Below are 21347 nucleotides of genomic sequence, written 5' to 3'. Positions count from 1 at the left end.
ATGTGAAATTTCGCAGTTATTTATAGTAGTCTGTTTTTAGACAGCTTTTACTGCAATTTGTTCACCCGCATTTAATTTTGCTTGAGTACGCTTAGTACGGTCAATAACATCACCGACTAGCTGACCACAAGCTGCATCAATGTCATCACCACGAGTCTTACGAACCGTCACTGTGAAATCATATTCCATTAGTGTTTTCATAAAACGATCAATACGAGAGTTACTTGGCTTTTTGTATGGTGAGCCAGGGTACGGGTTAAACGGAATTAAGTTAATTTTTGCAGGCGTATCTTTTAATACTTTCGCTAATTGACGAGCATGCTCCATGTCATCATTAACATGATCTAACAATACGTATTCTACCGTTACTCGACCACGGTTCGCATTCGTTGAATTCACATAACGGCGCACAACATCTAAAAATGCTTCAATATTCCAACGATCATTGATTGGCATGATTTGAGAGCGTAGCTCATCCGTTGGTGCATGCAATGAAATAGCTAAAGCCACATCAATCGTATCAATCATTTGCTCAAGGCCTGATACGACACCCGAGGTTGAAACTGTAACGCGACGTTTAGATAAACCAAAACCTAAATCATCAAGCATGATTTCTAATGCTGGGATCAGGTTTTTCATGTTCAATAATGGCTCACCCATTCCCATCATTACGATGTTGGTGATTGGACGACGACCTGTATCCTTTTGAATACCCACTTCTTTTGCAGCACGCCATACCTGACCAATAATTTCAGATACACGTAGGTTACGGTTGAAGCCTTGTTGTGCTGTTGAACAGAATTTACATTCTAATGCACAGCCAACCTGTGAAGAGACACACAATGTTGCGCGATCTTCATCAGGAATATAAACGGTTTCAACATCTTGATCGCCAACACGCATCGCCCATTTAATCGTACCATCAGTTGAATACTGAGCTTCAGATACATGCGGCGCACGAATTTCAGCTACGCGCTTTAATTTTTCACGTAACTTTTTGTTAATATTGGTCATTTGATCGAAGTCATCACAACCGAAATGATAAATCCATTTCATGATCTGATCTGCACGGAATGGCTTCTCATTAAGTTCTTCTGCAAAGTATTTACGTAGACCTTTGCGATCGAAATCCAGCAGATTGATTTTGACAGTTGTCATCGGTTGGTGCCTCACTAAAAATGACTATTGCTGCGCCTTAATAACCAAGCTCTATCGATAGCTCTGTTATCTCGGGTTTAAGGCGCGAAATTGTACAGCCTTTGTGGCATGGTTTCCACACCTAGACTCTAAGGTTATTTTAGTGTTGCTGATTTCAAAACGCCACATACAACAACGGGAAGTCAATGCTTCCCGTTAATAATATGATTAATCTATTCTTTCAGTGTTTCACATTAGTGCTTCTCACTGACGACTCATAGATTTAAAACCTTTATTCACCTTGTGGGTAAATTTCATCTTCAGCAAAGAAGTATGCAATTTCGCGAGCGGCAGATTCTGGGCTATCCGAACCATGTACTGAGTTATGACGCATACTTAATGCAAAATCACTACGGATAGTGCCACAAGCCGCTTCTTCAGGGTTAGTTTTACCCATCAACTCACGGTAACGTGTAATAGCATTTTCACCTTCAAGTACTTGAACCATGACAGGACCTGATGTCATAAATGCCACTAAATCATCAAAGAAAGGTTTACCTTCATGCTCTGCATAAAAACCTTGCGCTTTCGCACTGTCTAGATGCAACATTTTAGCTGCAACAATATTCAAACCTGCATTTTCAAAACGCTGATAGATTGCACCAATCAAATTACGTTTAACCGCATCTGGTTTTACAATTGAGAAAGTTCTTTCGATTGTCATTATTATATTTTCCTTTTGAGTCTTATTGCTTTCTACGAGTCAAAAACAAACTCATGAATTTAAGTTACAGCAACAAACCTGCAATATTAGCAAGACCTAACCCTGTAGCGCCAGCGGCCCAGCGAGAATCTCCGCCATCTTGGAAACATGCCGCTAAATCAAAATGGATCCAACGACTATTTTCTGTGTCAACAAAACGAGACAAAAACGCCGCTGCATTGGATGCGCCTCCCATACCACCACCTTTTTGTACACGACTATTCGCGGTGTCAGCATAAGGTGAAGGGCAATATTCTTGATGCCATTTTTCTAACGGTAATGGCCATGCGGGCTCATTTACTAGCTCAGATAACTGCTGTGCCTGTTGTAATAATGGCTTATCTAAACCAAAAATTGCATTATAGTCACTACCTACTGCAACCATTGCTGCACCGGTTAACGTCGCAGCATCAATGATCAGTGGTGCACCTGTCGCAGAAGCTGCAATTAAGCCATCAGCCAATACCAAGCGCCCTTCAGCATCAGTGTTAACTATTTCAACCGTAACACCATTTTTATAACTTAGCACATCACCAAGCTTATAAGCGTTACCTGATACGAGGTTTTCAGCACAGCATAGGATCAACTTCACACGTTGACGTAGTCCTTGCTCTATCGCATAACCTAACGCCGCAGTAACCGTAGCGGCTCCTCCCATATCGCATTTCATCGCAACCATGCCTGCGCTAGGCTTTAAACTGTAACCACCAGAATCAAAGGTGATCCCTTTACCTACTAAACAAGCCGATACTGGCGCTTCAGGATCACCAGTAGGGTTGTAATCTACTTCAAGCATTACAGGAGGACGCACACTACCGCGTCCAACATTGTATATTCCCACCCAACCATCAGCTAATAGTTCATCGCCCACAATTTGTTGCGCATGAATATTGTCACCACCGATTTTTTTTAGAAAACAGGTTGCTTCATGCGCTAATTTCTCGGGTGACATATCTTCAGGAGTCGCGTTAACCGTTTTACGTAACCAGTCAGAACAATGACGACGAGCATTTAATAGTTCTAATTCATCTTCATCAATGGAGGCCCATTGAATATCTACTGGTATAACAGTTGCAGCAAAACCACAGTAAAACGCCCATTGACGCTCATAATTCCAACCTTCCCCCACTAAACGTACAGCTTGTGCACCTTGTGATTGAATTTGACGACCAGCCTGCTGAATACGGCGTAATGGAAAATCACTGCAATAATGAACTGTCGCGCTATCTGGCTGATAGCTTAGTAGAGAATTTAATCCCCAAGGACCGTTAGACTCTTCAGTTGATAAATAAACATTGAGCATGATAAAGCCTTCCTTTCTTATTCTGATAATGCAAAAAGCCTTCTTATCATAAGAAGGCTTTTAATTTTGAAACTGAACTTATTTAGTTAGGATGTTTGCAAGTGTTCTTACACCCATGCCTGTTGCACCTGCTGACCACTGATCATTAGCACTTTTACGGAAGGTACCACTGGCATCAATGTGCATCCAACCTTTTTTATAATCATCAACGAAGTAAGATAGGAATGCTGCTGCAGTACTTGCACCTGGCATAAAATCACCACTTGAGATATTGGCAAGATCGGCATAATTTGATGGCAACATGTTACGGTGAAGATCGGCAAGTGGTAACGGCCACATACCCTCATTTTCTTCTACAGCAGCTGTTAATGCGGCATGAGACAACTCAGTATCAAAGCTTAGCAGCGCATGGTAATCATTGCCAAGCGCCATTTTGGCTGCGCCTGTTAATGTTGCACAATCAATCACTAATTCAGGATTTTGGCTATTCGCGTAAATTAAGCCGTCAGCCAAGACTAAACGTCCTTCCGCATCGGTATTTAAAACCTCAACTGTAGTACCATTTTTATACTTAATGATATCGCCAAGTTTTAGTGCACGACCTGAGATCATATTTTCAGCACAGCATAGCACCAACTTAATACGCTTGTTTAAGCCGCGCGCCATCGCTAATGCTAAACCACCTGTCGCTAATGCTGCACCACCCATATCGGCTTTCATCGCAGTCATACCAGTAGAGGGTTTGATACTGTAACCACCGGAATCAAATGTGATCCCTTTACCAACTAAACATGCAAACACTGGCGCATTAGCATCACCCGTTGGATTATAATCCAGACGAAGCATCGCTGGACGATGCTCTGAGCCACGACCTACAGCATGAATACCGTTCCAACCTTCATCCAATAAATCATTACCTTTGATGATCTTATAAGTCACATGTTCTGGTGCTAACGATTTAATAAATTCACCAGCACGTGTCGCTAACTGTGACGGGCGCACAACATCTGCTGGCTGGTTAATAACTTCACGTACCCATTCAGTCGCTTTGATTCGTGCTTGTAATTCCGCTTCATCAGTCTCATTTAACGCCGACCAAACCACACTGTTGCCAGACTTAGATGTACGATGTCCTTGGATAAATGCCCACGTTCGATCTAAATCCCAACCTTCACCTGAAAGTTCTACCTGTTTGATACCCTGCGTATCTAAACGACGGGCTGCGCGTTGGATATTAACAAGTTGCTCATTTTCCATTAAATGAATAACAGCACCTTCAGCATTAAAGCTCAGTAAGGCATTGACACCCCATTGTGCATTTGCTGCTTGTTGAGTGAGAGAAACAGCCATGATAGTCGACATTAAAAACTCCTTGAATGTAGCAACTACGCAGTGTTAAACAAATACATGCGTTATTGATAAATAGTTATGGGGGTAAAGTACGCTGATTGCAATTAGATTTAAAATATTAATCTACGGACAAAAACAAAAAAAGCATCTAATTCAATTGTTTCTACAATCAATTAGATGCTTATTCTATTACGACGCTTTATTCTTCAGCTTCTTCAATCCAGTACATCTGAATAGCTTCTAGTACTCGCTCACTACAGTGGGCTGGATCATCATCAAAATCATCCAGTGCAAGTATCCACTCGCTGAGGTCAGTAAAGCGAATTGTTTTGGGATCAATATCAGGATGTTGTTCACACAGCTCAATTGCAATATCGAGCGAATCAATCCATTTTAAGCTCATTAAAAATACCTTCTTATTATATTGACAGATAACCTAATAATAACGCTGAGATGAAAAAAAAGGCTACCTAATGGTAACCTTTTTTATAATTAGTGCGCAGCCTCAGAGGCAAGATTTAGCGTATAGCGTGGGATTTCTACCACTAGATCTTCATCAGCGACTCGCGCCTGACAACCTAGACGAGATTCAGACTCTAGCCCCCATGCTTTATCAAGCATGTCGTCTTCTAGTTCATCACTTTCATTCAATGAATCAAAACCTTCGCGGATCACAACGTGACACGTAGTACATGCACAAGATTTTTCACACGCATGTTCAATTCCAATACCATTACGTAGCGCAACATCAAGGACTGTTTCGCCTGACTCTGCTTCTAATACTGCACCTTCAGGGCATAGTTCTTCGTGGGGAAGTACAACGATCTTAGGCATGCTTAAACCTCATCAATAGATTGGCCAGCCAATGCTTGACGAATAGATTTATCCATTCGACGAGAAGCAAATTCTTGGCTTGCTTTATCTGTTTTCTTAATTCCAGCTTCAATTGCGCGAGAATCTGCTCCCTGACGCAATTGAACTAGTTCCATCATTACTGTTTCTAATTCGGCACGCTCTTGTGTGCTCAATAAGGTATCACCATCAGCGGCAAGTGCTGCGATTAACCCTTCTAAAACACGATCAGCTTCCACTTGCTGTTCTGCCAATGCACGTGCATCTTTATCATCTTGTGCATAGGTCATTGAATCACGAAGCATAGTCGCAATTTCATTTTCAGATAAGCCATAAGAAGGTTTAACTTGGATAGAGGACTGTACGCCACTACTCTTTTCCATTGCTGTGACTGACAATAAACCATCAGCGTCAACTTGGTAAGTAACACGAATATGAGCAGCACCTGCAGCCATTGCAGGAATACCACGTAGGATAAATCGTGCTAGAGATCGACAATCACTCACCATTTCACGCTCACCTTGTACGACGTGAACGGACATTGCCGTTTGACCATCTTTAAAAGTAGTAAACTCTTGCGCACGAGCAACAGGGATCGTCGTATTACGAGGAATAATTTTCTCAATCATGCCTCCCATCGTTTCAATACCTAGTGAAAGTGGGATCACATCAAGCAATAACATATCGGAATCAGGTTTATTACCCACCAATATATCAGCTTGAATCGCTGCACCAATCGCAACCACTTTATCAGGATCGATAGACGTTAACGGTGTTTTACCGAAGTAATCACCTACCATATCACGAACCAATGGTACGCGTGTTGAACCGCCAACCATTACTGTTTCAATCACTTCATCAGTAGTGATATCAGCATCTTTTAATGCGCGACGGCACGCCATTAGCGTTTTTTTCACAAGTGGTTGAATAAGTACGTCAAACTGCTCACGACTAATCTCACCTTGCCACCCTAAGACATCAAACTCAACGCTATCTGCATCAGTCAACGTCACTTTTGCCGCTTGAGCTGTATCTTGTAGCGCGCGGCGTTGCTGTGCTGTAAGTGCATCAGTGTAACCCGCTTGCTCTAAGATCCACGTAGCTAACAAGTGATCAAAGTCATCACCGCCTAATGCAGAATCACCGCCAGTCGCTAATACTTCAAATACACCTTTAGAAAGACGTAAAATAGAAATATCAAACGTACCACCACCTAAATCGTAGACGGCAATCACACCTTCTTGACCTGAATCTAAGCCATAAGCAATCGCTGCAGCTGTTGGTTCATTAAGTAAACGAAGCACATTGAGGTTAGCTAATTTCGCTGCATCTTTTGTACCCGCGCGTTGCGCATCATCAAAATAAGCAGGAACCGTAATTACCACACCTTCAAGATCACCACCCAGCGTATCAACCGCACGTTGACTTAATGATTTAAGAATTTCAGCAGAAACCTGAACAGGATTTATATTACCACTACGCGTGATAAGCTGAGGTAATCCATTATCTGATGCTTCAAATTGGTATGGTAGCTGCGGGTAACGTTGTTCAATATCAGCCAGTGAACGTCCCATAAGACGTTTAACTGATAGAATCGTGTTGGTTGGGTCTTGTTGAGCAAAAGCGCGGGCTGCATCACCGGTTAAGACTTCATTGTCACCGAAATGAACGACAGAAGGTAGAATTGCACGACCTTCTGTATCATCTAATGTTTCTGCAACGCCACTGCGAACAGCAGCAACAAGTGAATTCGTTGTACCTAGATCTATACCCACCGCCAACTTATGTTGATGTGGTGCAGCACTTTGACCCGGTTCAGCAATCTGTAACAGTGCCATTGTCATTCCTATCTAAATAACGCATGTGGATGATTAATCGAATAGCGACTCTTCAAGGCGCTCAACTTCATCACGCAATTTTACAATAAATTTTAATTTTCGCACGCCATCAGCCGCTTCAACCCATTGTTCATTATTCAATAGCTCAGCAAGTTGCGCCAATTGCTCTTTATACATCGCAGAAGCTTGCTGCTCAAAATCAAATAACGCACTTTCAGGATCGGATGAATCAGAAATAGCTTCTAATGTTTCACGCAACTCCATTTGCTGCATCAAAAAAGCCATGTCTTGCAGTGTTTTTTGTTCGCCACGAATATCTTCATCACGTTCAGCCAACATGTATTCAGCACGCGATACAGGATTCTTTAACGTTTGAAATGCATCGTTAATTTGTGCAGCTTTTTGAACAGACAGTAAACGATCACGCTCGGATGCTGTAGCATAATTATCGGGATGAAAACGACGTTGTAATTCGCGGAACTGACTGGAAAGAAGGCCACCGTCCAGTTCAAACTGAAAAGGTAGCCCAAATAATTCGAAATGATTCATATTGCGACCATTTATAAAAATCAAACCTGATAACCAACTCGCCAAAGACGATCAGCAATCAGGTTTAATTGAAACACTAAAAACGTTTATACGTTGAAACTTTCACCACAACCACATTCGCTTGAAACGTTAGGGTTGTTAAATTGAAAGCCTTCATTTAGACCTTCTTTAGCAAAGTCTAACTCTGTACCTTCAAGATAAACGAGACTTTTCGGATCAACAATAATTTTAACGCCTTTTTCTTCGAAGACTTGATCCCCTTCATCGAGTTCATCAACAAACTCAAGGATATAAGCCATTCCAGAACATCCTGAAGTACGCACACCTAGACGTAAGCCAAGACCTTTGCCACGATTGGCTAAAAAAGTCGATACGCGACCTGCTGCCGCTTCAGTGATAGTAATGGCCATACTGCAACCCTCAGAAAGTTATTTTTGCTCGTGTTTCTTTTTATAATCGCTAACTGCTGCTTTAATTGCATCTTCTGCAAGAATTGAACAGTGAACTTTAACCGGTGGTAACTCAAGCTCTTCAGCAATCGCAGAGTTCTTGATTGATGCAGCTTCATCTAATGTTTTACCTTTAACCCACTCAGTAATCAGTGAGCTAGAAGCAATTGCAGAGCCACAACCATAGGTTTTGAATTTTGCATCTTCAATAATGCCTTCTTCAGTTACTTTAATCTGAAGTTTCATTACATCGCCACATGCTGGTGCTCCCACCATGCCACTACCTACATTTTGATCATCTTTGTCAAATGAACCCACGTTACGCGGATTTTCATAATGATCGATGACTTTTTCACTATATGCCATGATAAATTTCCTCGAAAACAGTCTAACCGCAGATTAGTGGTGCGCCCACTCAACTGTGTTTAAATCAATACCTTCTTTATGCATATCCCAAAGTGGTGACATTTCGCGTAGTTTATCTACTGCACCTTTAATTTGGATTGCTGCATAATCAATTTCTTCTTCCGTCGTGAAACGACCAAATGAGAAACGAATAGAGCTATGTGCTAGTTCATCATTAAGACCTAATGCACGAAGTACATAAGAAGGCTCTAGACTTGCTGATGTGCAAGCTGAACCTGATGATACTGCAAGATCTTTTAACGCCATTAACAATGATTCGCCTTCAACGAAAGCAAAACTAATATTTAAGTTATGGGGTACGCGTTGCTCTAAGTCACCGTTGATAGACATTTCTTCAATGCCTTCTAGACGCATTAACAAACGGTCACGTAATTTAAGCGCGTGTTGATAATCTTGGTCCATTTCTTCTTTCGCGATACGGAATGCTTCACCCATTCCCACGATTTGATGCGTTGGTAACGTACCTGAGCGGAAACCGCGCTCGTGACCACCACCATGCATTTGCGCTTCTAAGCGAATACGTGGTTTACGACGGACATACAGGGCACCAATACCTTTAGGACCGTAAGCTTTGTGCGCAGAGAAAGAAATGATATCGACTTTCATTGCTTGTACATCAATAGGTAATTTACCCGCTGATTGTGCTGCATCTACGTGGAAAACCGTTTTGTTTTCACGACAAAGCTCACCAATTGCTGCGATATCTTGAACCACACCAATTTCATTATTCACGTGCATGATTGAAACTAGAACTGTGTCTTCACGCATAGCATCACGTAGTTTAGCTAAATCAATCAGACCATTTGATTCAGGCTCAAGGTACGTTACCTCAAAACCTTCACGCTCTAGCTGACGACATGGGTCAAGAACCGCTTTATGTTCTGTTTTACAGGTAATAACGTGCTTACCTTTTTTGCTATAAAAGTGCGCAGCACCTTTAATCGCGAGATTATCCGATTCCGTTGCACCAGAGGTAAATACAATTTCACGTGGATCTGCATTTACTAAATCAGCAATATTTTCACGAGCAGTATCCACTGCTTCTTCTGCCTGCCAACCATAACGGTGAGAGCGTGATGCTGGGTTACCGAAGTTGCCTTCGATAGTTAAGCACTGCATCATTTTCTCGGCAACGCGAGGGTCAACAGGGCAAGTAGCTGAGTAATCAAAATATATTGGCAGTTTCATTTTCTTCTCCGAAAACACGAACGTCTGGTCTCTAGGAGCGGACATCGACACCTATTGTGGCGCTGTCGTGTGATTTTTTATGTCCAAAAGATGCTTTGCTATTTCCTTGTAGGATTTCATCCTGACGATCAGAAACGCTTTGTACATCATTATCTTTCATCAACTCACCAAGAGTGATGTTATTTAAAAAGCCGCTAATGCGATCACTTAGGTCATGCCATAACGTATGAGTTAAACAACGAGCACCACCTTGGCAGTCCCCTTTTCCATGACACTTGGTTGCATCAACTGATTCATCAACTGCTGCGATCACCATACCGACAGCAATATCAGATGCTTCTTCGCCTAAACGGTAACCACCACCAGGGCCACGAACACTGGTTACAAGCCCTGCTTTGCGAAGACGCGAAAATAATTGTTCTAAGTAAGACAGCGATATTCCTTGACGCTCTGAAATATCCGCCAATGGAACCGGTCCATTATGCGAGTGTAATGCAACATCTAACATTGCCGTTACCGCGTATCTTCCCTTTGAAGTCAACTTCATAACACTGCTACCTGCTTGAATATTTAAAGCAAGCATCTCATAACCTACTAAAGTGGTCAAGTATTTACCCGACTGTTTTGGTTGGTTATTAGTCCTTTTATGTTATGTGGCTATTTTCCACTCTTTTCCAGCGTTTCTATCGTCTTTTCTACTGACGACAAAATACCGCGTAAAATATTCAGCTCTTGCTGCTCTGGGCGAGCACGAGTGAATAAACGGCGTAATTTAGCCATGACTACGCCTGGATGGTTTTTATTTATGAAGCGGGTTTGACGAGTGACTTTTTCGAGGTGCTCATAAAACATTTCCAGTTCTTGAGCGCGAGGATATTCTTCAACTTCCGTTTTACCCGTATACTTTTGAGAATCTAAATAAGCCATACGGACTTCATAACTTACTGTTTGTACAGCCATAGCTAAATTTAATGAGCTATATTCAGGGTTCGCTGGGATATAAACGTGGCAATGACACTTTTGTAATTCTTCATTAGTTAACCCTGTACGCTCACGACCAAAAAGAATAGCGACTGGATGCAGATTAGATTCAGCAACAACTTTAATACCATTCTCTCGTGGGTCTAACTGTGGCCATTCAAGTGTACGAGAGCGAGCACTTGAACCTACAACAAAACCACAATCTGCAACCGCTTCATCTAATGTTTTTACGATTTTTGCGTTTTCAACAACATCAGCAGCACCTGCCGCTAGCGCAATAGTATGACTGTCAATTTCACAAGCTGGATCAACTAATACCAGATTTGTTAAACCCATAACTTTCATTGCACGTGCAGCTGAACCAATATTACCTGGATGTGACGTACCAACAAGAACAACGCGAATTTTATCTAACATGATGAAGCAACATTCCAACAATTAATTAAAGCTGACAGATTTTAGCACAGCCATAATAAAAGTGGTGAAAACATGTGTTTTTGATACCAGTAATTATCTATTACCGCTATTCAATAATCAGATGACGATAATCAGCACTATTTATTAGCAAGTTATACGTATTACCTAGCATAAACGCACAATACAAACGGAACAATGTCGAAAAAATAACCACTTCCTTTTTTTTTTAGCTCTGTTATACTCGCCGCCGCTTTTTAGTTCTTTAACATCCGTTGGGAAGATCCTATGCATCCGATGCTTAATATTGCCATTCGCGCTGTGCGAAAGGCTGGTGACCATGTCATTAAATCTCTAGAAAAACCTCAATCTATTGAGGTTGCTAATAAAGGTAATGATGTTGTTACCAATATCGATCATGAAGCTGAAACTATCATCATCGAAACTATCCTTAAGGCTTACCCTGATCACTGCATCATTGCAGCTGAGTCTGGTAACAAAGAAGGACGTGACAAAGAGTGTCAATGGATTATCGACCCAGTGGATGGCACCATGAACTTCGTTCGCGGTTACCCTCACTTTGCAGTATCTATTGCACTACGTATGCGTGGTCGCACTGAAGTTGCTGCTGTTTACGATCCTGTACGTAACGAATTATTCACTGCGACTCGCGGTGCAGGCGCTCAGCTTAACAGCCAGCGTGTCCGCTCATCACAACCTCGTGATCTAACAGGAACTGTTTTAGCTACAGGCCTTCCTTTTGCAGCTAAACAGCATGCAGAAAGCTACCTAAAAATCCAAAATGCATTATTTGCAGACTGTGATGACATGCGTCAATCAGGCTGTACTGCATTGGATCTTTGCTACTTAGCTGCTGGTCGTGTTGACGGTGTATTCAAGCTAGGTCAAAGGCCTTGGGAACTTGCTGCTGGCGAACTAATCGCTCGCGAATCTGGTGCTATCTGTGCTGACTTTACTGGTAATACTAACTACCTAACTTCTGGCAACATTGTTGCTGGTAATGCACGTGTAGTTAAGCCTATGCTTGCAAAAATCCGTGAATTCGGTAGCGACGCATTAGCGAAATAATCCGCTGATTATCCAGTAAGATTAAAAACGCCCTGCTGTTATTTATACAGCAGGGCGTTTTTTTATAACAATGACACAATAAAACAGTGTCACAATAAAACCATGTGCATTATAATCACTAAAAGCATTAAAAATACCAAATAAACATGAAAAAGACATTATCACTGCACCAACTTTCTAAAACTGTCTATCCAGAGCATCTAAAAGAGAAATATAATCCGCTATGGCGTTATCGCCTCAAATTTCTAGCTCGTGGGCTTTTCTATAAGTCTTCATTAACACAACTTGTTAATGGGATAGACTCAACATTGCTCGAAGTTTTATGTACGAAGCATAACCGCTTTATTGAAAAACCTTTTCGCCCGTACATAACTAATTCCGCAACTCCCAATCAACGTGTTGACTATATTACTAATCATTATCGTTTCATGACACAGGTACTCCCTCAAGACACCTGCAAGCAAATATTCGCTAATGAAAAAGGGTTACAACTTACCTCTTTTATTGTGGATGAAGAAGAGTATTCATTAAACCTTACCTTTGATGGTCGCTTTCAAAAAGAAGGGGATTTGAGCCTAGTCCTTTTTGATGCTCAAGGTGATAATTTCTATACCGTTACCTTTGTGATAAATGAAACAGGCGCTGAACGTCACCTCATTATCGGCGGAATACAAGGGCCTTCGAGCAGTGATGAAAATAACCTAAAAATAAAGAAACTAACAAAAACACTTCATGGTCAACGCCCTAAAGATTTGATGATAAAAATAATGACATTCATCGCTAATTGTTGGCACGTTGACCGTTTACTAGCAATAAAAACAGAATCGCATTCCTATTGCGTGGCGCGTTATAAGTCAAAAAGGTACGGAAGCTCTCGAATAAAAACGGATTATAACCGCCATTGGGAAGCCCTTGGTGGGTTAAGTTATGATCACCATTTTTACCAACTTCCTACTGATGATGTACGTCGAAATCCTGAAGACATATCACGCCCTAAACGTGCAATGTATCGACGTCGTTATGAATGGCTCGATCAAATAAAAAACACACTTTCTTATATTCTTGAATTAAATAAATAAAAAAAGGACCGCAAGCGGTCCTTTCTCATTCTGAACTTATAGCAACTGATTATGGTATTGCATCAAGCTCTTCACCTTCTTTTTCTACTGGCGTTGGCATTAAGTGTTCACGGGTAATACCCAATTTAAGCGCTAATGCTGATGCAACGTAAATAGAAGAATAAGTACCAATCGTGATACCAATCAGAAGTGCTAATGCAAATCCATGTATCATTGATCCGCCTTGAGCGAATAGCGCAATAACAACAAACAAAGTTGTACCGGATGTAATTAAGGTACGGCTTAATGTTTGCGAAATTGAACTATTCATTATTTCAGCAGGACTTCCTTTACGCATTTTTCGGAAGTTTTCACGAATACGGTCAAACACAACGATTGTATCGTTAAGTGAGTAACCAACCACCGTTAGCAATGCTGCTACAATCGTTAGATCGACCTCTACTTGCAGCACTGAGAAAATACCAACAGTAATGATGATATCGTGTGCTAACGACAACACAGCACCGGCCGCTAAACGCCACTCAAAACGCAGTGATACGTAAAGTAAGATACACAACAAAGCGATTAAAATAGCCATGCCGCCGGCTTCTGCTAGTTCATCACCAACATTAGGGCCGACAAACTCAATACGGCGCATTTCAACCGACTGTGCTGTACCATCTTTTAGGGCATCAAGGATTTGGTTACCAAGTACTTCACCTTTAACACCTTCTCGAGGCTGCAAACGCACCATCACATCACGCGCAGTACCAAAGTTCTGCACAACGGCATCACCAAATCCCGCTTTCTCTAATGATTCACGTATCAAGGGTAAATTAGCCGGCTTTTCAAAGCTAACTTCGATCAGCGTTCCGCCTGTAAAATCTAAACCCCAATTTAACCCTTTGGTCGAGATAGTGGCAATCGATCCCATGATCATTATCAATGAAAAGATAAAGGCAAACTTTGACCAACGCATAAAATCGACGACTTTGTTCGCATTCAATAATTCTCTCATCTCTGCGACTCCTTAAATCGACAACTTATCTACGCGCTTACCGCCATAGATCAAGTTAACAACGGCACGTGTGCCAATAATTGCGGTGAACATCGATGTTAAAATACCAATCGATAATGTCACAGCAAAGCCTTTAATTGCGCCCGTACCTACAGCAAACAAAATAATTGCTGTAATTAAGGTTGTAATGTTTGCATCGGCAATCGTGCTAAACGCATTTCCATAGCCTTGTTGAATCGCCTGTTGCGGACTACGCCCTTCACGAAGCTCTTCTCGAATACGCTCAAAAATAAGTACATTAGCATCAACCGCCATACCGACAGTCAGTACGATACCAGCAATACCTGGTAAGGTCATGGTAGCACCAGGGATCATGGACATAATGCCGATAATAAGCACTAAGTTCATCATCAATGCTAAGTTAGCAATCATGCCAAATCCACGGTAATAAAGCAGCGTAAATAGCATTACCGCAACCATACCCCAGATACATGCTTGTACACCCATATCGATGTTTTGCTGACCCATAGATGGACCAATAGTGCGCTCTTCAACTATCGATATTGGCGCAATCAATGCACCTGCACGTAATAGTAATGATAAATTATGCGCTTCAGCTTGAGAGTCGATACCTGTAATACGGAAGCTTCGGCCAAGTGCTGATTGAATCGTTGCTTGGTTTATCACTTCTTCGTGTTTCGTCAGGATAACTTTCCCTTCAGGCGTTCGCTTACCGCTGTCTTTATATTCAGTGAAAACCGTTGCCATCAGCTTACCGATATTATTTTTCGAGAAAGCCGTCATCTTGCTACCACCTTCGGTATCTAGCGAGATGTTAACTTGTGGACGACCATATTCATCCGCACTCGAATTTGAATCAGTAATATGTGAACCTGCTAGAATGACACGTTTTTTTAGTACCGCAGGACGGCCATCACGTGTCATTTTCACTTCACTGCCAGCAGGAACACGTCCAGCCGCAGCTGCAGCTAAATCAGCCTCACTATCAACTTCGCGGAATTCAAGCGTTGCTGTCGCACCTAAAATTTCTTTTGCACGTGCCGTATCTTGAACACCCGGAAGCTCTACCACTATACGGTTTGCGCCTTGGCGCTGTACCAATGGCTCAGCAACACCGAGTTCATTTACACGATTACGTAAAATGGTGATGTTTTGATCGACGGCATAATTGCGAATCTCCTGTAAACGTTCTTCAGTAAACTTCGCCGTTAATACATAACGACCATTGATTTTACTGGTTGTGAACAGCATATCAGGATGCAATTTTTCTAACGCGACTTCAGCTTGTTCCAATTGCGCTTCATCACGAAGACGAACTTGAACACTATCTTTTGTTTTACTGATTGCACGGTAACGAATTTTTTCTTCACGAAGCTCTGTACGGAATGTTTCTTCTTGTTGACCAAGAAGTTTATCCATAGCAGCATCCATATCCACTTCCATTAAGAAGTGAACACCACCACGTAAGTCGAGACCCAATTTCATTGGTGATGCACCAATAGATTCAAGCCAAGCAGGAGTGGAAGCGGCAAGGTTTAGTGCGACCACATAGTCATCACCTAACTCACTATTTAAGATATCGCGAGCACTGATTTGGGTATCAGTATCGTTAAAGCGGACAAGCACAGAGCCTTTTTCAAAAACCACTGACTTGTATGGAATATTGTTCTTTTTTAAATCTTCGGTGACAGTATCCAAAGCGCTCATATTAACCGAGGCGCCACGCGCCCCGGTAATTTGAATCGCTGGATCTTCACCGTATACGTTAGGAAGTGCATAAAGCAAACCAATGATAAGTGCGAACAACACCATCAGGTTCTTCCACAGGGGGTATCGGTTAAGCACTGCTATGATCCTTCAAAGCGAATGTTTTTATATTAAAGCGACTTCATTGTGCCTTTTGGTAAAACAGCAGAAATGAAATCTTTTTTAATTGTTACTTCCGTATTGTCGTTAAGTGCTAGAACGATGTAATCACTTTCAGCAGAAACTTTAGTGATACGGCCAAGTAGGCCACCGTTCGTCATTACTTCGTCACCTTTGCCCATCGAACTCATTAGCGATTTGTGCTCTTTCACACGCTTAGCTTGTGGACGATAAATCATGAAGTAAAAAATAACAGCAAATAAACCAAGCATGATGAATAGCTGCATGCTTCCGCCCTGAGGGGCACCTTCTGCTGCTGCGTGTGCTTGTGAGATAAAGAAACTCATTTATAACGTCCTCGTTTTAAACATTTTGTAAGGGTGGAACTTCACGGTCGCGACGCGCATAGAATTCTTCTACAAACGCATCGAAACGATCTTCTTCAATTGATTTACGAACACTTGCCATTAAGCGTTGGTAGTAACGTAAATTATGAATTGTATTTAAGCGTGCACCTAAGATTTCATTACATTTATCTAGATGGTACAAATACGCTTTAGAGTAATTTTTACAAGTGTAACAGTCACAATGCGGATCTAAAGGCGTTGTGTCTGTTTTATGTTTCGCATTACGGATCTTGATCACACCACCAGTCACAAATAGGTGACCATTACGGGCATTACGTGTTGGCATTACGCAATCGAACATATCAATACCGCGACGAACACCTTCCACTAAATCTTCAGGTTTACCTACACCCATAAGGTAGCGAGGCTTATCTTCTGGAAGTTGTGGACACGTGTGCTCAAGAATACGGTGCATGTCTTCTTTAGGCTCACCTACCGCTAAACCACCTACCGCATAACCATCAAAACCAATTTTGGTTAGACCTTCAACAGAAACATCACGAAGATCTTCGTAAACACCACCTTGAACAATACCAAACAGTGCATTTGGATTTTCTTGCTTATCAAAGTGATTACGACTTCGCTGTGCCCAACGTAGTGACATTTCCATCGACTTTTTCGCTTCGTCGTGTGTCGCTGGATATGGCGTACACTCATCGAAAATCATTACGATATCAGAGCCAAGATCTTTTTGAATTTCCATCGACTTTTCAGCGTCCATGAAAATCTTGTCACCATTAACAGGGTTACGGAAGTGAACCCCTTCTTCAGTGATCTTACGTAAAGAGCCAAGGCTAAATACTTGGAAACCGCCTGAATCGGTAAGGATCGGACCTTGCCATTGCATAAAGTCATGTAAATCACCATGTAATTTCATCACTTCTTGACCTGGACGTAACCATAAGTGGAACGTGTTACCCAGTAAGATTTGAGCACCCGTTTCTTTAACTTCTTCAGGTGTCATACCTTTAACAGTACCGTAAGTACCGACCGGCATAAACGCAGGTGTTTCTACCGTACCGCGTTCAAACTGCAAACGACCACGACGAGCGCGACCTTGCGTTTTATCTAATTCAAATTTCACAAAACCTCCAAAAGCCAGAGAAACAATCTGACGTATTTCCCATTACAGGACCTAGCCCCACAGGCAAACGCCTGATCAGCCCAAAAAAAACAATCACAATATATAGATATATGATTGCCAACTGCGCCTTAATTCATCAAACCATACTGGCAATAGACAACCTAAAGCGTAGCGGAAGAACGTAACGCTGTGACTGGCTTAATATCATTGAATTTATACTATGCTTTAGACACAACAAAGGCTGCAATTGTAACAAAAAGCAGCCTCAATCTTTTCTCGATAAAAAATGTATACTTATTAAACCTTATACATCTTTACGAGTGATAAACATTGAATCGCCATAACTAAAGAAGCGGTATCTATTGGCTACAGCTTCATGATAGGCATTCATGGTATTTTCATAACCAGCAAAAGCACTAACTAACATAATTAATGTTGATTCTGGTAAATGGAAATTAGTAATTAACGCATCTACAAGTTGGAACTGATAACCAGGATAAATAAAGATCTCAGTATCACCAAAAAATGGCTTAAATTCAGTACAATTTTTTATGGCATCTTGTGCGGCACTTTCTAATGAACGTACAGATGTCGTTCCCACAGCGATAATTCGTCCGCCATTTGCACGCGTTTCGTTAACAGCAGTAACAACTTCTTCAGGAACCTCAACATATTCAGAATGCATGTGATGATCATTGATATCATCAACACGCACAGGCTGGAACGTACCAGCGCCGACATGTAGAGTCACAAAAGCAAAATTAACACCTTTTGCTTTTAGATTTGCCATTAGCTTATCGTCAAAGTGTAAGCCTGCTGTTGGTGCAGCTACCGCACCAGGCTTTGTATTATATACTGTTTGGTAGCGCTCTTTATCAGTATCTTCATCAGGGCGGTCAATATAAGGAGGCAACGGCATATGACCCACTGCATCTAAGATCTCCAACACTGTTTTATCGCTATTAAAACGAATTTCAAACAATGCATCATGACGGGCAACCATTTCAGCTGAAAACTCACCATTTTCACCCAGTAATAATTCATTACCTGGTTTCGGCGGCTTAGAGGCACGAACATGCGCTAAAATAGATTTGTCATCAAGCATACGCTCAACTAAAACTTCAATTTTACCACCCGAAGCTTTATGTCCAAACATACGCGCAGGGATCACTCGTGTATTATTAAATACAAGTAAATCGCCAGCTTGTACAAGATCTAACACATCTTTAAAACCTTTATGTGCCAATTCACCCGTATTGCCAGTCATTTGTAATAAACGACTCGCGGTACGTTCAGGTTGAGGATAACGAGCAATCAGCTCATCTGGTAAGTCAAAATCAAAATCTGAAACTTGCATTGTATTACGCCCTAAATCACAGCAAGCGGGCATTATATACTTAACTTCCCTTAAGATGCGAAACCCAACTGTAATTTAGATCTCGTAATATGAGAATTTCTTTCATATCGCCTTAATCGAACACTCATTCTATCAAGGAATAAAGACCACAAAAATTATATTGAAATATTTGATGTTCATCATGCGTTCTAACAACATATTCCGATATATTGAAAAAGATCAGCTAATAGATCCACCGTTCGCGATTTTTTGCAGTATAGCATGGAGGTTTATATGTTTACCGTTGCCGATATGATGACACCCCAACCGCGTACTTTGTCACGTAATGATACGTTGCTTGATGCGAAAGAAATGATGGATACTTTATCTATTCGCCATATACCGATCACTAACCACAACAATGAACTTATCGGGTTAGTGAGCCAACGCGATATTTTGTCAGCCCAAGATTCCAATCTAAAATCAATTATTGAAAATCCACTGTCTTCCCCACTTGATGTTTTAATTGAACAAGGCATGAAAACAAAAATAATGAGTGTGGATTATCGTGCAGGATTAAAAGAAGCAGCACTTTATATGCAAAAACATAAAATAGGTTGCTTGCCCGTGCTAAAGAATAAAAAATTAGTGGGTATTATTACAGATAGTGATTTTGTAACAATTGCAATTTCACTGCTAGAAATGCAAGAAGAGGTCGATCCTATTGAGCCTGATTTAGATACTCTTGATATTCTTAATTAATAAAAAAGGGGAGCATCATTGCTCCCCGGTGATAACGTAATTAACAAGTACTCGTATTATATGCGGCTTAATATATGAGTACTGTCGATAACAACATTGCTAGGATAGTCACTACTATAAACACGTTATCTTAAAACTGTTTTTACGTTTACTTAAACTGCTCTTCTTCTGTAGAGCCCGTCAATGCAGTCACTGAAGAATTACCACCTTGAATAGTATTGGTCATGGTATCAAAGTACCCTGTTCCCACTTCTTGCTGGTGAGCAACAAAGGTATAACCTTTATCGGCTGCTTCAAACTCAGGACGCTGAACTTTTTCAACGTAATGACGCATTCCTTCACCTTGCGCATAAGCATGAGCTAATTCAAACATGTTGAACCACATATTATGAATACCCGCTAAAGTAATGAACTGGTACTTATAGCCCATGTCTGAAAGTTCTTGCTGGAATTTAGCAATGGTTTCAGCATCAAGGTTTTTCTCCCAGTTAAAAGAAGGAGAACAATTATAAGCCAGAAGTTGATCTGGGTATTGTTCATGAATGGCTTCTGCAAACTTACGCGCTTCTTCTAAACATGGCGTTGCTGTTTCACACCAAATTAAATCAGCGTAAGGTGCATACGCCAAGCCACGGGCAATGGCTTGATCAATCCCAGCACGAACACGATAAAAACCTTCTGCGCTTCGATCTCCAATAATGAAATCTTTATCATACGGGTCACAATCGGACGTTAATAAGTCTGCAGCATTAGCATCGGTACGGGCAATTACTAAAGTCGTGGTCCCCGCCACGTCTGCCGCAAGACGAGCTGCAACTAACTTCTGCACAGCTTCTTGCGTCGGCACTAATACCTTACCGCCCATATGACCACACTTTTTCACCGACGCTAATTGGTCTTCAAAGTGAACGCCAGCCGCACCCGCTTCAATCATGCTACGCATTAATTCATAAGCATTTAATACACCACCAAATCCGGCTTCAGCGTCAGCAACAATAGGTAAGAAGTAATCAACGCCATCTTCAGGAGTGCCACCATTCGCCCATTGAATTTGATCTGCGCGACGGAACGAATTATTAATACGCTTAACAACCGCAGGTACTGAATCAACAGGATAAAGAGATTGATCAGGATACATAGTCGACGCGGTATTATTATCAGCCGCTACCTGCCAACCTGATAAATAAATCGCTTCAATCCCAGCTTTTGCTTGTTGTACAGCCTGACCACCAGTTAAAGCGCCAAGACAATTTACATAGCCTTTTTTGGCATCACCATTCACTAATTGCCATAGTTTATCAGCACCACGCTGGGCTATAGTATTTGCAGGTGCAAATGAGCCGCGCAGGTTAATGACTTCTTCCGCAGAGTATGTGCGTTTAACATGTTTCCAACGTGGGTTTTCTGCCCAGTCTTTTTCAATTGCTTCAATTTGCTGTTGGCGTGTTAATGTCAT

At 41.5% G+C, this 21347-nt stretch carries 22 protein-coding genes; 3 read left to right on the top strand and 19 right to left on the bottom strand.

The annotated features are described in order from the left end of the window. Nucleotides 1-36: 36 nt before the first annotated feature. The 13 genes from SKA34_RS14735 to trmJ all read right to left on the bottom strand — a co-directional run bounded on the left by SKA34_RS14735 (nt 37) and on the right by trmJ (nt 11253). A complete protein-coding gene (locus SKA34_RS14735; protein WP_006646326.1) occupies nt 37-1158 on the bottom strand; it encodes a bifunctional tRNA (adenosine(37)-C2)-methyltransferase TrmG/ribosomal RNA large subunit methyltransferase RlmN in 1122 nt (373 codons plus the stop codon). A 271-nt stretch (nt 1159-1429) separates the two neighbouring features. Then, nucleotides 1430-1861 (bottom strand): nucleoside-diphosphate kinase, encoded by a 432-nt coding sequence (gene ndk, locus SKA34_RS14730; protein ID WP_006646325.1) that lies wholly within the window; start codon nt 1859-1861, stop codon nt 1430-1432. Nucleotides 1862-1925: 64 nt separating this feature from the next. After that, nucleotides 1926-3203 carry an aminopeptidase PepB gene (gene pepB / locus SKA34_RS14725; RefSeq protein ID WP_006646324.1) on the bottom strand — a complete coding sequence of 426 codons (1278 nt, stop codon included), beginning with the start codon at nt 3201-3203 and terminating at the stop codon, nt 1926-1928. Between the two features lie 78 nt (nt 3204-3281). Further along, nucleotides 3282-4565, bottom strand: a complete 1284-nt coding sequence (gene pepB / locus SKA34_RS14720) for an aminopeptidase PepB (RefSeq protein WP_006646322.1) — start codon at nt 4563-4565, stop codon at nt 3282-3284. A 187-nt stretch (nt 4566-4752) separates the two neighbouring features. Further along, on the bottom strand, nt 4753-4956 hold the full coding sequence (gene iscX, locus SKA34_RS14715) for a Fe-S cluster assembly protein IscX (protein WP_006646321.1): 204 nt from the start codon (nt 4954-4956) through the stop codon (nt 4753-4755). Nucleotides 4957-5045: 89 nt separating this feature from the next. After that, nucleotides 5046-5387: an ISC system 2Fe-2S type ferredoxin gene (gene fdx / locus SKA34_RS14710; RefSeq protein ID WP_006646320.1), complete on the bottom strand. Its 342-nt coding sequence runs from the start codon at nt 5385-5387 to the stop codon at nt 5046-5048. 2 nt (nt 5388-5389) lie between these two features. Beyond that, entirely contained in the window at nt 5390-7243 is a 1854-nt protein-coding gene (gene hscA, locus SKA34_RS14705) for a Fe-S protein assembly chaperone HscA (RefSeq protein WP_006646319.1), read from the bottom strand. A gap of 33 nt (nt 7244-7276) precedes the next feature. Next, nucleotides 7277-7792 carry a co-chaperone HscB gene (hscB, locus tag SKA34_RS14700; protein ID WP_006646318.1) on the bottom strand — a complete coding sequence of 172 codons (516 nt, stop codon included), beginning with the start codon at nt 7790-7792 and terminating at the stop codon, nt 7277-7279. Between the two features lie 86 nt (nt 7793-7878). Then, nucleotides 7879-8202 (bottom strand): iron-sulfur cluster assembly protein IscA, encoded by a 324-nt coding sequence (iscA, locus tag SKA34_RS14695; protein WP_006646317.1) that lies wholly within the window; start codon nt 8200-8202, stop codon nt 7879-7881. A gap of 18 nt (nt 8203-8220) precedes the next feature. Beyond that, nucleotides 8221-8607 (bottom strand): Fe-S cluster assembly scaffold IscU, encoded by a 387-nt coding sequence (gene iscU / locus SKA34_RS14690; RefSeq protein WP_006646316.1) that lies wholly within the window; start codon nt 8605-8607, stop codon nt 8221-8223. A 33-nt stretch (nt 8608-8640) separates the two neighbouring features. Continuing rightward, nucleotides 8641-9855, bottom strand: coding sequence for an IscS subfamily cysteine desulfurase (locus tag SKA34_RS14685; protein ID WP_006646315.1), 1215 nt, complete (start codon nt 9853-9855; stop codon nt 8641-8643). Nucleotides 9856-9886: 31 nt separating this feature from the next. Next, complete coding sequence (iscR, locus tag SKA34_RS14680) at nt 9887-10402, bottom strand: Fe-S cluster assembly transcriptional regulator IscR (RefSeq protein WP_039860694.1); 516 nt, start codon at nt 10400-10402, stop codon at nt 9887-9889. 110 nt (nt 10403-10512) lie between these two features. Then, on the bottom strand, nt 10513-11253 hold the full coding sequence (gene trmJ / locus SKA34_RS14675) for a tRNA (cytosine(32)/uridine(32)-2'-O)-methyltransferase TrmJ (protein WP_006646313.1): 741 nt from the start codon (nt 11251-11253) through the stop codon (nt 10513-10515). A 285-nt stretch (nt 11254-11538) separates the two neighbouring features. Here trmJ and suhB point away from each other — a divergent pair, with 285 nt between their 5' ends. Beyond that, the gene (gene suhB, locus SKA34_RS14670) at nt 11539-12339 is read left to right on the top strand and encodes an inositol-1-monophosphatase (protein ID WP_006646312.1); all 801 of its coding nucleotides are present in this window, start codon (nt 11539-11541) and stop codon (nt 12337-12339) included. A gap of 146 nt (nt 12340-12485) precedes the next feature. Then, a complete protein-coding gene (locus SKA34_RS14665; protein ID WP_006646310.1) occupies nt 12486-13418 on the top strand; it encodes a VirK/YbjX family protein in 933 nt (310 codons plus the stop codon). Between the two features lie 49 nt (nt 13419-13467). Here the strand turns inward: SKA34_RS14665 and secF are convergent, their stop codons facing one another. The 5 genes from secF to queA form a co-directional block, all read right to left on the bottom strand. Continuing rightward, on the bottom strand, nt 13468-14415 hold the full coding sequence (gene secF / locus SKA34_RS14660; protein ID WP_006646309.1) for a protein translocase subunit SecF: 948 nt from the start codon (nt 14413-14415) through the stop codon (nt 13468-13470). 12 nt (nt 14416-14427) lie between these two features. Further along, the gene (gene secD / locus SKA34_RS14655) at nt 14428-16281 is read right to left on the bottom strand and encodes a protein translocase subunit SecD (protein ID WP_006646308.1); all 1854 of its coding nucleotides are present in this window, start codon (nt 16279-16281) and stop codon (nt 14428-14430) included. A 32-nt stretch (nt 16282-16313) separates the two neighbouring features. Further along, on the bottom strand, nt 16314-16649 hold the full coding sequence (gene yajC / locus SKA34_RS14650; RefSeq protein WP_006646307.1) for a preprotein translocase subunit YajC: 336 nt from the start codon (nt 16647-16649) through the stop codon (nt 16314-16316). 16 nt (nt 16650-16665) lie between these two features. Continuing rightward, nucleotides 16666-17793 (bottom strand): tRNA guanosine(34) transglycosylase Tgt, encoded by a 1128-nt coding sequence (gene tgt, locus SKA34_RS14645; protein ID WP_006646306.1) that lies wholly within the window; start codon nt 17791-17793, stop codon nt 16666-16668. A 304-nt stretch (nt 17794-18097) separates the two neighbouring features. After that, nucleotides 18098-19150 (bottom strand): tRNA preQ1(34) S-adenosylmethionine ribosyltransferase-isomerase QueA, encoded by a 1053-nt coding sequence (queA, locus tag SKA34_RS14640; protein WP_006646305.1) that lies wholly within the window; start codon nt 19148-19150, stop codon nt 18098-18100. Nucleotides 19151-19423: 273 nt separating this feature from the next. Between queA and SKA34_RS14635 the strand changes: the two genes are divergently transcribed. Further along, nucleotides 19424-19891 carry a CBS domain-containing protein gene (locus SKA34_RS14635; protein ID WP_006646304.1) on the top strand — a complete coding sequence of 156 codons (468 nt, stop codon included), beginning with the start codon at nt 19424-19426 and terminating at the stop codon, nt 19889-19891. A gap of 148 nt (nt 19892-20039) precedes the next feature. Here the strand turns inward: SKA34_RS14635 and aceA are convergent, their stop codons facing one another. Beyond that, nucleotides 20040-21347 (bottom strand): isocitrate lyase, encoded by a 1308-nt coding sequence (gene aceA, locus SKA34_RS14630; RefSeq protein ID WP_006646303.1) that lies wholly within the window; start codon nt 21345-21347, stop codon nt 20040-20042.

Origin of the sequence: Photobacterium sp. SKA34 (assembly GCF_000153325.1) — a bacterium.
Lineage (GTDB): Bacteria > Pseudomonadota > Gammaproteobacteria > Enterobacterales > Vibrionaceae > Photobacterium.
This window is presented reverse-complemented; position numbering and strand designations above follow the sequence as displayed.